We start from the raw sequence: 11,864 nt of genomic DNA, 5'->3' as shown, positions 1-11,864 counted from the left end.
GCAACCTAATTAGCACGAGATCGTTGTTTTATCCGCTTCCTGCCAAACTAAATATCGGCAGGTAACCCTCTAAAATTTAGCCCATTTACCTCATAATCTACTCTTTACGCTGAAACCGTATCGCAGTACCCTTTCTATTGAAGCAGTTTTGAAACAAACGTTGTTGATATAATGCAATGTTCCCTTTTTTAAGGGAGCGTACAGGAGTAGCAATCATGTCACCTGAACACCAGGTTAATGAAGAAAAACGTCCTATTAGCCGCCAGAGTTTATTAGTTGAAGCCAATGACATCATTAAACATCACGATGATTATTTGCATGGAATGGTCGCTGATAGCGTAGAACAAAAAAACGGCGTACTGGTTTTTCGCGGTGAGTTTTTTCTCGATGAAAACGGAATCCCGACCTTAAAAAGCACCGCTGTATTTAACATGTTCAAACATCTTGCGCATGTTTTGTCCGAAAAATATTATCTGGTCGATTAAACGTAAATGCCCGCAAAACTGCGGGCATTTGACTATGTACGACTGAATAATATCTCAGTTACAGCAAAGGTTTCGAACCTCGCTGCCACCAACGCAGCATCAGGCGTTCAGCGGTATCCCCCGCGCTGCCCGTCAGACGATCCAGCAGGCGTTTACGCCGCGTATAGCGCACGCTCAACACTTCATGATTAGCAATTTCGCCAATGAGCAGATCGTCACTGGTGCCGATGGCATCAATCAACTTCAGATCTTTCGCCTGCGTGCCAAACCAGTGCTCTCCCGTCGCAACCGAATCAATATCCAGAGACGGACGCATCTGCTGTACAAAATCCTTAAACAGCGTATGTGTGACATTCAGATCTTCGCGGAATTTTTCACGGCCTTGTTCGGTATTCTCACCAAACAGCGTCAATGTGCGTTTAAACTCACCCGCCGTATGTAACTCAACATCGATATCTTTGTTTTTCAGCAAACGGTGGAAATTGGGGATTTGTGCCACAACGCCAATAGAACCCACAATAGCAAACGGTGCTGCTACGATGTGGTCGGCCACGCAGGCCATCATATATCCTCCGCTGGCAGCCACTTTATCGACCGCGACCGTCAAGCGCACGCCGCCTTGGCGCAGGCGTTGTAATTGCGACGCGGCCAGCCCATAGCCGTGTACCACGCCGCCGGGACTTTCGAGACGCAGCAACACTTCGTCTTTCGGTTTCGCCACGGCGAGCACGGCGGAGATCTCTTCACGCAGCGAACTGACTTCTCCCGCATCCATACTGCCGTTGAAATCGAGAACATACAGGCACGGTTTTACACTTTTTTCTTCGCCACGCTTGGCGCGTTGTTTATCTTGCTTAGCCGTTTCTTTTTCTTTCTTCTTTTCTTGTTTAGATAACAACTTGCGCTCGGTGTCGCTCATACAGGCAGTCTGCATTTCACGCTGCATTTCCTGATATTGCTCGCCCAGATTCGTGACCTGCAACTCACCTTTATGCTGGTGCTTACGCTGCGTCATTCCGAATGCCAGAACGACTAATGCACCAATAGCCACCACGATGGTGAGTGCCTTAGCCAGGAATAAACCGTACAGAGAAAGTAATTCCACAAACACCGTCCTCATTGACTGAGTATTAATTAATATTGGCTTACTCACCAACCATGGCGTTGACGTCGCGCGCCATTCCCTTTCTATAACCTAACTGATGGCACGCAATATGGCGATGTTATTCCTGTGGTTTTTATGCCTATTGCTGCTTTTTACAACAGCGCTGGGATAAATAGAGGCAGTCTCATTGAAAACGTACAGCATTTGAGGCATAACACCCTCATTCGCCCTGCCCGGATGCGCCTTCACTTGACGTTCCGAACCGCCCGCCCGACAGCTCACGTCGGAGCGATATGCTATGGCAGGTCTATTATCTGAAGCGTGGCGTCCTACGTCGCGGCAAGAGGAATTCATTGTGCACTACCAGCCTAAAATCGATTTACTGCAAAACCGCATCATTCTGGTCACTGGCGCGGGCGACGGCATTGGCCGGGAAGCCGCGCTGAACTACGCCCGCCATGGCGCACACGTTATCTTATTGGGGCGGACAGAAAGTAAACTTCAGGCGGTTAAACAGCAGATCGAACAGGAACACGGTACGACAGCACACGTTGTTGTCTGCGATATGCTGGCCTTATCCTCCACGCAGTGCTTTCAGTTGGCTGACGAGCTGGCGCAGGTTGTACCTCATCTGGATGGCGTGCTCCACAATGCCGGATTGCTCGGGGAAATTGTCCCAGTCGTACAGCAAACGCCTGAAATCTGGCATCAGGTTATGCAGGTTAACGTCAACGCGACCTTCATGTTGACGCAGGCGCTACTGCCGCTGTTATTGAAATCGCCATGCTCTTCTCTGGTTTTCACTAGTTCCAGCGTCGGCCGCGAAGGTCGCGCCAACTGGGGAGCTTATTCCGTATCTAAATTCGCCACAGAAGGTCTGATGCAGGTGCTGGCAGATGAGTATCGTTCACACAATCTGCGGGTTAACTGTATTAATCCCGGCGGAACGCGTACGGATATGCGCGCGTCGGCTTTCCCCAACGAAGATCCGATGAAGCTAAAAACGCCGGCAGATATCATGCCGTTGTATCTCTATCTGATGGGCGATGATAGCCGCCGTAAGACAGGGATGAGTTTTGATGCACAGCCAGGTAGAAAAGTCGGTCCAGCCGAATAATAGAGAAGAACACTAAGTATGAGCGATGAACGCCACCAGCAACGCCAGCAGCGCCTGAAAGAAAAGGTCGATGCCCGCATCGCCGCTGCGAATGAAGCACGCGGTATCCTGATTGTTTTCACTGGTAATGGGAAAGGGAAAACGACAGCAGCGTTTGGCACCGTCACACGGGCGATAGGCCACGGATTACAGGCTGGTGTGATTCAGTTTATTAAAGGTGAATGGCCAAACGGTGAAAGAAACTTGCTGCAACAACACGGCGTGGAATTTCAGGTCATGGCAACCGGGTTTACCTGGGAGACACAGAATCGCCAGACGGATAGCGAAGCGGCACAGCACGTCTGGCAGGCAGGTAAACGGATGCTGGCCGATCCACAGCTTGATCTCGTCGTATTAGATGAGCTGACGTATATGGTTAGTTACGATTATTTGGAATTAAGTGACGTTGTCACTGCCTTAAAGCAGCGCCCTGCAGGACAGACCGTGATCATCACCGGACGTGGTTGCCACCGTGATTTGCTGGAAATGGCCGATACCGTGACGGAAATGCGCCCGGTAAAGCATGCGTTTGATAACGGGATTCAGGCACAACAAGGGATTGACTGGTAGTCTTTAGCCTTATTGCTATCAGTAATGAGGCTAAATGAAAACGGGCAGCGAAGGCTGCCCGTGAAGCGTATTGATAAAAAAGATTAGCCGTTGCGTTTAGACTTTGGCGACGTGCGACGTGCCGGAGCGCTGCTGATCTGGCTGTGACGTTTTACCGCACGACGGATCTGGTTCGCTTTCACCCGACGGCGTTCACGCTCTACCGGCAGTTTCGACACGGTTTCTGCCGGAAGCTGCACTAACTCGCGCAGATAGTTCAGCTGTTCCAACGGCATTTCTGTCCAGCCACCGCGTGGAATACCTTTTGGCAACGTAATATCGCCGTAGCGCACACGAATCAGGCGGCTAACTTGCACGCCAACCGCTTCCCAGAGACGGCGAACTTCACGGTTACGCCCTTCTGTCAGCGTCACGTTATACCATTGGTTCAGGCCTTCACCGCCCTGATAGCGGATAGTGCGGAACGATGCAGGGCCGTCTTCCAGCTGTACGCCTTTACTCAGCTGTTTGATCTTTTCATCATCAACTTCGCCGAAGACACGCACGGCATATTCGCGCTCAACCTCATGGCTGGGGTGCATCAGGCGATTGGCCAATTCACCGTCGGTCGTGAACAGCAGCAGGCCGGAGGTGTTCACATCCAGACGCCCTACAGCAACCCAACGAGAGCCCTGAATTTTCGGCAGACGGTCAAACACCGTTGGACGCCCATCAGGATCGTTACGGGTACACAGCTCGCCTTCTGGTTTGTAATACACCAGCACGCGACACACGGTTTCTTCGGTTTCCTTAACGGTAACCACATGACCATCAATACGAATTTTAGTGGCTTTCGTCACTTCAACGCGATCGCCCAGAGTGGCAATCTTACCATCAACGCTGACGCGTCCAGCCTGAATGATACTTTCAATTTCGCGGCGTGAGCCATGTCCGGCGCGCGCCAGAACTTTTTGTAACTTTTCGCTCATTGAGCAACCTCTAGTGTCGCCTTCCCAGGCGTCGGGGGGAGTCATAACTGCCGATAAAATTCAGCAGGTTACGTAAAAATCGTTCGTTATATGCAATACTGGCGCGATTATACCGATCTTCGCGCCATTTGTATTCCCATTGTTATAGCCGTCGCAGCGCTTATAAGAACGGCGTAACGTCGCCAGTACCTTCACGGGCAACGCGCGGTACGGACTCGGTCAAGTCGATAACCGTCGTAGGCTGTTGACCAAGAGAACCGCCGTGAATAATCAAATCCACCAGTTTTCCCAATCTTTCCTGAATTTCCTCTGGATCGGATTCAGCAAAATCATTTCCCTGCAGCATCAGCGTTGTCGACATCAGAGGTTCATTCAGCGCGGCCAGCAGATCCAGTGCAATAGGATTAGACGGCACACGCAGACCGATAGTTTTGCGTTTGTCATTCATTAAGCGGCGAGGAACCTCTTTTGTCGCTTTCAGAATAAACGTGTAATTTCCCGGCGTATTATTTTTAATCAACCGGAAGGCCGCGTTATCAACATGGGCATACGTCGATAGTTCTGACAAATCGCGGCACATCAGCGTGAAGTTATGATCGCTACCCAGATCGCGAATCCGACAGATGCGTTCCAACGCGTTCTTTTCGCCCAACATACAGCCCAACGCATAACCGGAATCCGTTGGATAAACAATCACCCCACCTTTATGCAAAAACTCGACCGACTGATTAATCAATCGCGGCTGCGGATTCTGTGGGTGAATATAGAAAAACTGGCTCATGACCCTACCTCGTACGTCTGACATTTCGCGGCGCTGTTCATTCCAACCCGCTTCATCGTGCAATAAGGATTATTATAGAACGTGTTGACGGTAAAAGATTGTTATTCCATGAATTTGTTATTTCAAAAAGAGTGTCGTGGCATCAACGCGGCTATGCGCTGCCAGCCTCCACCAATAGCGGATGGTGCCAAACGGGTTCGACATCGGCAGGCAGCCACAGCTTGCGGCCCAGCTCAATCCAGGCGCACGGCAGGTGGAAATCCGATCCTTGCGACGCCATCAGGTTGTAGTCACGCGCATAGCGTCCCAACTGTGTTCGCTCATCCGGTGCCTGCTGGCATTGCGCCACTTCCATCGCGATCCCGCCGCTTTCTGCGAAGGTAGCTAACAGGCGCTTTAGCCATTTGGCCGTCAAATCGTAGCGCCCCGGATGCGCCAACACCGACACACCGCCGGATTGATGAATCGCCTCAATCGCTTGCGGGATGGTGCACCACTGCGGTGGCACGTAACCGATTTTGCCTTTCGCCAGATATTTTTTGAACACCTGATTCATATTCGCCGCGATACCCAGTTCGATCAGATAACGTGCAAAATGCGCGCGTGTAATCTGCCCTCCGGTCGCCAGACGCTGTGCGCCAGCCAGCGCATCAGGAATGCGGTTTTTTTCCAGTCGAGCCGCGATCTGCTCCGCCCGACTTTGCCGACACGCCGCCTGCTGTTGCAGCAACCTCGTCAATGCAGGGTGTGCAGTATCCATCCCCAATCCGACAATATGGATCTCATGGTTTTCCCACAGCGTGGAGATCTCCACGCCGGAAACCAATCTCAGCGGCAGCCCCTGTTGTGCAATCGCATGTTGCGCTTCGTCAAGTCCAGCCGTCGTGTCGTGATCGGTAATGGCCAGCACGCTCACCCGCATGTCTACCGCCCGACTGACCAGCGCCGTCGGCGTTAAAAGACCATCAGATGCCGTGGTATGGCTATGCAAATCATAAAGTGGGAACGACGATATCGGTTGAGAATCTTCTGGCACAAGCCTATCCATTAACAAGAATAATGCGAAGGCCGCATGATGCCATCAATAGGAGGAAAAGGGTAATTCTCATCTTCTCTGCGTGCCCTTTTCTCTCCTTTCCCCTACGAGATTTTTAAGGTGCTTCCAGGATACGCAAATTGTTTTCCAGTAAGGAAGCCACAAGCAGCGCACACAGGAAACCTATCCCTTTAACAAGGCATGCAATACCTGTAAGGAAAACAAAATCATTATAACCAGAATGATTTCCGGATAATAAAAAAAATGAGTATAAGAAAAAAAAGACACTCATTACCACCTCTATTTTTGATGCTAAAAATGCACGCTTAATGCTCTTCGAATTTTCAAATTTATTTGTCCTATCCCATTTCATTGAAAAACCAAACAGTGATGAAATGACTCCGTAAATAAAAGTCCACTCTAACGCCCGAGCCATAATCCCATGATAGAAAACGGGAAGAATCCCTGAGCAATTAAATAATCTAAAATAGGCCATTTTTTCAATAAAGGTGCTTATCAACATGCATAAAAAGAAAACGATAAATTCATAAGGAATAGATAAATAAACATTCCCGCTCAAGAGAAAGAAGCTCACCACCACCATAATATGAAGTGATATTAGCGAAAAAACGGGTTTGATTCTGGATGTACTATGTCTAATTTCCATGACTCTTTGATTGAGGGTCATTTTATTTTCACTCGAAAAACCGAAGTACAGCCGCCAATGTTTAAGTAATTGTTGAACAGGCCCCGCAGTCCATCTAACTTGCTGTTTTTTCATATCAGAAAAAGTTGTAGGAATCAGTCCTCTTCCTACCGTATCAGCGAATACGTAACCTATATATCCCTGCGCATGCATTCTTACTGCAAGCTCAGAATCCTCTGTCAATGCAGTTTCATCCCACCCTCCTACCTTCTCCAATATATTCCGCCTCAAAATACACATCGTCCCGACGGTAAATGCAGCGTTAATTTCGGTATATGATGGCAGTTCTATTTTATGGAATAATGTCCAGAAATAATAGGCGCCTTCCATAACAGGGCTTGATTGATGATTATAGTAATCATGGCTAGTCTGAACAAAACCGACGTTTTCATCTTTAAAAATTTTGACGTAGCGTCGAATAAAATCGGGTTCGGTGATATAATCCGCATCAATAACAGCGATCAACTCAGTATCAGAAGACGTGATTTTCAATGCATAATTCAATGCTCCAGCTTTTGCTCCTGCTAGTACAGGAACATGATAAAATCTGAATTTCTCACCCAACATGCTACAGTGTTTTTCCACGGGTTTCCAGAGTGTTTCATCCCGAGTGTTATTATCTATGACGATAACTTCATAATTGTCATAATCTAATGCGGAAATACTATTCAGCGTATTGATTACTATTTCTGGCGGTTCAGAATAGCAAGGCAGATGGATAGTGACTTTGGGTGAGTAGACTTCACTAACACTCTGGATATGCATCACTTTTTTATTTCTCTTGAAATTAAGATAAAACAAGGAGTTTTGAGAAAATGGCAAATAGTAAAATGAATAAATCGATGTTATTATCGAAAATAAAAAAATAGCAATAAAAATAGCCTGAAAACCATGTTCGACAAACGTTTCATAAAAAGAAAGCATGTAGCTGAGCAGACATAAAAGCAAAGTAGTGCTAATTGCTGTAAGTCCCGACCCAAACGGGGTTATCATTCCTGAGTATGTGAACCATGTGAAAGAGATAATACTGCCGACGAAAAACAGTGCCAAAAAATAAATAAGCGGCCACGATGAAAGGGAGGATGCTGTCATAAAGAGCAGAAAAAAAACCAGCATCAATATGTTGACATTGGCCTTATCAACATTGTTTCCTTTCGAAAAAATATAGAGTGACACAGATCTTATTATCACCAAGAAAGCAGCAATATATAAAACACCATCCCTATCAAGAGAGATAAATTCAAACATTAAAAGCCCCATTAAGAAATATTTGTAATAATCAGGGGGTGATAGTTTTCACACCATTAAGATGGTGATATCAAAACACGCCCTGAATGATGATAATCATCATGATTAACGCAATATTAATATCTTATTCGCCGATTTATTATTAAGGGAAATGATGACATTATTTTGATTATCTATGCCAAAAAAAATATTCTACATTTGACAATGTTTAACGATGACACTTATTTGCCATTAAATGACATTTTTGATAAATTAAACCTGTTCCCATAAAGTTACTTATTGGATGAGATAAAAAATAAAACAAGGAGTGTACCCACCATGTATTTAATAAGAAAAAAATATATAACATCATTAGAGAATATATTAAAAAAGGAAGGGGTAATCGTAGACGCGCTATCAAACGATGCAACAATACGCTATAGGAGTGAAGAAATCGGTGATGAATTCACCAGTGTTTATAACATTCAAAAATTGCTTAACATTGCCTATGCCAGTCAGGGAAAAGAAAGTTTTGGGTTACTATCTTATGAATACTTTCACCCTGGTGATTATGATATCGTTAATTATATTATGATGAGTAGTGACAATTTATTACATGCACTTGAATGCCTTTGCCGTTTTTCTAGACTGTTATACAGCGGCTGTCAGCTAACGTTAGATAAGAAAAACACAAACACATACTGCATAGGATTTACTTATCTTTACCCACAAGATAAAAACAAAGAAATCACTCGTCAATTTCATGAATTAACGGTTGCCAGTTTACTGGCTTATTGTCAGTGGCTCACTGCTGCTAATTTTACTCATTTTTCTTCCATGGAATTTAGTTATCCACAACCCTATGGCATAAGAAAATATGAAACGCTATTTGCTTGCCCAATGACCTTTGGCACACATCGAAATTGTGTTTATCTGAATGCAGAGATCCTGTTAATGCCATTGGTTACTTCCAATGCGTCACTTTTCAAATTGCATGAAAAACACGCAACCTGCTTGATCGACATTCTTTTTAATAAAACAATAAAGAGCCGAGTAAGAGACAGCATTAACAAAAAACTAGAAACCGGTTCGTGCAATATTCATTCTGTCGCATCTGACCTTTTTATGACTCCCCGGACATTACAGAGGCGTCTGGAAGAAGAAGGGGCTTATTTCAAGGATATACTTGAGGACGTTAAAATGAATCTTGCAGAATATTATCTCATATATAGCCAATATTCGCTTTCTCAAGTTGCTGAATTGGTTGGATATAAAGATCTCAGTAGTTTCCACCGTGCATGCCTACGCTGGTTCAGGTCATCTCCTGGGTTCTTTCGTGAAAGAGGTTGTAAGAAGGCATGCTTGCCTATGAAATGACATAACTGCTGCCTTTTTATGATGTAAAGCATCGATAAAATAATCCTATTGAAGGTGTTGACATTTTATCCCCGAACCAGTTAACTAGTACACAAGCGCAGTGCGCAGACAGTAATCAGTATACAAACAGTGAGATGATGATAATGGCAACGCAGAAAATGATGAAGCATGGTTGGTGGCGCTCTTCCCTCTCGCGGGTGGACTAATCACGCATCGCTGTTATCACACATGCAGATATTCCCAGGCCCGCTTAACTAAGCGGGCTTTTTATTTGATGGTCACAACATTAAACGGGTAGCAAGAATGCAAACAACACAACCTAAACTGGAACTGCTGCGTATTGAGGCCGTTTACCGTAACGACCCCAGCGCCATCTTCCATCAGCTCTGCGGTGCCAGACCGGCAACGTTGCTGTTAGAGTCGGCTGAAATCGACAGCAAGGAAAACCTGAAAAGCCTGTTGATCGTAGATAGCGCACTACGCATCACCGCACTGGGTCAGCACGTTTCCATTCAGGCACTCACGGCAAACGGCGCCAGCCTTCTGCCGCTTCTGGATGCCGCGCTGCCAGTGGAGATTATCAATCAGCCGCGTCCGAACGGTCGTGAACTCACGTTCCCACTGGCAGACGCCATGCAGGACGAAGATGCTCGCCTGCGTTCGCTGTCCGTGTTTGACGCCTTACGTCAGATTCTGACGCTGGTCGCCTGCCCGATAGATGAGCGTGAAGCTATGTTTCTCGGCGGCCTGTTCGCCTACGATCTGGTCGCCGGGTTTGAAGAATTACCTGCGCTGAACCAGCAGCAGCGTTGCCCGGATTTTTGCTTCTATCTGGCAGAAACGCTGCTGGTGCTTGACCACCAAAAACGTGTGACCGCTCTGCAAGCCAGCCTGTTTACACCGAACCATAGCGAAAAGCAGCGTCTGCAACAGCGTCTGGAACAGCTGCAACTTCAGCTCACTCAGCCCGCGCCCGCGCTGCCGCGTCAGTCCATCGAAGACATGACGCTGAGCTGCAACCAGAGCGATGAGGCTTTCGGGGAAGTCGTCAGCCAGATGCAGGAAGCTATCCGCATCGGTGAAATTTTCCAGGTCGTGCCGTCACGTCGTTTCTCTCTGCCGTGTCCTTCACCGCTGGCCGCCTACCAAACGCTGAAGGATAGCAATCCCAGCCCTTACATGTTTTACATGCAGGATCAAGACTTCACGTTGTTCGGTGCCTCGCCGGAAAGCTCGCTGAAATACGATGCAGACAGCCGTCAAATCGAAATCTATCCGATTGCCGGTACTCGCCCGCGCGGTCGCCGTGCCGATGGCTCGCTGGATCGCGATCTCGATAGCCGTATTGAACTGGAAATGCGTACCGACCATAAAGAGCTGGCTGAGCATTTGATGCTGGTAGATTTAGCCCGTAACGATCTGGCGCGCATCTGTCAGCCGGGTAGCCGTTACGTTGCTGACTTGACCAAAGTGGACCGCTATTCCTTTGTCATGCATCTGGTCTCCCGCGTTGTGGGGACATTGCGTGAAGATTTAGATGTGCTGCACGCCTACCGCGCCTGCATGAATATGGGCACGCTAAGCGGCGCGCCGAAAGTTCGGGCCATGCAGCTGATTGCCGAAAGTGAGAAAACCCGACGCGGCAGCTACGGCGGCGCGGTGGGCTACTTCACCGCTCACGGCGACCTGGACACCTGCATCGTCATTCGCTCCGCCTATGTCGAAGACGGTATTGCCACTGTTCAGGCCGGTGCGGGCGTGGTGCTGGATTCTAACCCTCAAGCCGAAGCCGACGAAACACGCAATAAAGCCCGGGCCGTACTGCGAGCCATTGCCAGCGCGCACCATGCAAAGGAGATTTTCTGATGGCCGATATCCTGCTGCTCGATAACATCGATTCATTCACCTACAACCTGGTGGATCAGCTGCGTGCCAGCGGTCATCAGGTCGTGATTTACCGTAACCATCTGCCTGCCGACGTCATCATCGCGCGGTTACAGCAAATGGAAAAACCGATCCTGATGCTCTCCCCCGGCCCCGGCACGCCAGCCGAAGCGGGTTGTATGCCTGAGCTGCTGCAACGTTTGCGCGGTCAGTTGCCGATTATCGGCATTTGCCTCGGCCATCAGGCCATTGTGGAAGCCTACGGCGGCCATGTCGGTCAGGCGGGTGAAATCCTGCACGGCAAGGCGTCTGCCATCGACCACGATGCCAGCGGCATGTTTAGCGGTTTACCGCATCCATTGCCCGTCGCTCGCTACCACTCGCTGGTCGGCAGCAACATTCCGTCGACGCTGACCGTCAACGCACACTTCAACACGATGGTCATGGCCGTGCGGAACGATGCCGATCGCGTCTGCGGTTTTCAATTCCATCCTGAGTCGATCCTGACCACGCACGGCGCTCGACTGCTGGAACAAACGCTGGACTGGGCGCTGGCTTAACGAGGGATA

11 protein-coding genes are annotated in these 11,864 nt (G+C 48.1%); 6 read left to right on the top strand and 5 right to left on the bottom strand.

What is annotated here, in order from left to right; genetic code table 11:
- Positions 1–215: 215 nt before the first annotated feature.
- On the top strand, positions 216–485 hold the full coding sequence (locus tag DCX48_02365) for a DUF2498 family protein (GenBank protein ID QXE13452.1): 270 nt from the start codon (positions 216–218) through the stop codon (positions 483–485).
- A gap of 58 nt (positions 486–543) precedes the next feature.
- On the opposite strand, the gene sohB is transcribed toward DCX48_02365, so the two are convergent.
- Positions 544–1,590 carry a protease SohB gene (gene sohB / locus DCX48_02360; GenBank protein ID QXE13451.1) on the bottom strand — a complete coding sequence of 349 codons (1,047 nt, stop codon included), beginning with the start codon at positions 1,588–1,590 and terminating at the stop codon, positions 544–546.
- Positions 1,591–1,945: 355 nt separating this feature from the next.
- Between sohB and DCX48_02355 the strand changes: the two genes are divergently transcribed.
- Positions 1,946–2,707 carry a YciK family oxidoreductase gene (locus DCX48_02355; protein ID QXE17127.1) on the top strand — a complete coding sequence of 254 codons (762 nt, stop codon included), beginning with the start codon at positions 1,946–1,948 and terminating at the stop codon, positions 2,705–2,707.
- 18 nt (positions 2,708–2,725) lie between these two features.
- Positions 2,726–3,316 (top strand): cob(I)yrinic acid a,c-diamide adenosyltransferase, encoded by a 591-nt coding sequence (gene cobO, locus DCX48_02350; GenBank protein ID QXE13450.1) that lies wholly within the window; start codon positions 2,726–2,728, stop codon positions 3,314–3,316.
- A gap of 83 nt (positions 3,317–3,399) precedes the next feature.
- Here the strand turns inward: cobO and rluB are convergent, their stop codons facing one another.
- From rluB to DCX48_02330, 4 genes are all read right to left on the bottom strand, one after another.
- On the bottom strand, positions 3,400–4,284 hold the full coding sequence (gene rluB / locus DCX48_02345; GenBank protein QXE13449.1) for a 23S rRNA pseudouridine(2605) synthase RluB: 885 nt from the start codon (positions 4,282–4,284) through the stop codon (positions 3,400–3,402).
- A gap of 160 nt (positions 4,285–4,444) precedes the next feature.
- Positions 4,445–5,065 (bottom strand): threonylcarbamoyl-AMP synthase, encoded by a 621-nt coding sequence (locus DCX48_02340; GenBank protein QXE13448.1) that lies wholly within the window; start codon positions 5,063–5,065, stop codon positions 4,445–4,447.
- A gap of 151 nt (positions 5,066–5,216) precedes the next feature.
- Complete coding sequence (locus tag DCX48_02335) at positions 5,217–6,101, bottom strand: PHP domain-containing protein (GenBank protein QXE13447.1); 885 nt, start codon at positions 6,099–6,101, stop codon at positions 5,217–5,219.
- A 115-nt stretch (positions 6,102–6,216) separates the two neighbouring features.
- Positions 6,217–8,055, bottom strand: a complete 1,839-nt coding sequence (locus DCX48_02330) for a glycosyltransferase (GenBank protein ID QXE13446.1) — start codon at positions 8,053–8,055, stop codon at positions 6,217–6,219.
- 318 nt (positions 8,056–8,373) lie between these two features.
- On the opposite strand from DCX48_02330, the gene DCX48_02325 reads away from it, so the two are divergent.
- The 3 genes from DCX48_02325 (at position 8,374) to DCX48_02315 (ending at position 11,855) form a co-directional block, all read left to right on the top strand.
- Entirely contained in the window at positions 8,374–9,411 is a 1,038-nt protein-coding gene (locus DCX48_02325) for an AraC family transcriptional regulator (GenBank protein QXE13445.1), read from the top strand.
- A gap of 303 nt (positions 9,412–9,714) precedes the next feature.
- Positions 9,715–11,277 (top strand): anthranilate synthase component 1, encoded by a 1,563-nt coding sequence (locus tag DCX48_02320; protein QXE13444.1) that lies wholly within the window; start codon positions 9,715–9,717, stop codon positions 11,275–11,277.
- The gene (locus DCX48_02315) at positions 11,277–11,855 is read left to right on the top strand and encodes a glutamine amidotransferase (GenBank protein QXE13443.1); all 579 of its coding nucleotides are present in this window, start codon (positions 11,277–11,279) and stop codon (positions 11,853–11,855) included. Before DCX48_02320 ends, DCX48_02315 begins: the two co-directional genes overlap by 1 nt.
- The last annotated feature ends 9 nt before the right edge of the window (positions 11,856–11,864 follow it).

The organism is Pectobacterium atrosepticum (assembly GCA_019056595.1).
Lineage (GTDB): Bacteria > Pseudomonadota > Gammaproteobacteria > Enterobacterales > Enterobacteriaceae > Pectobacterium > Pectobacterium atrosepticum.
This window is presented reverse-complemented; position numbering and strand designations above follow the sequence as displayed.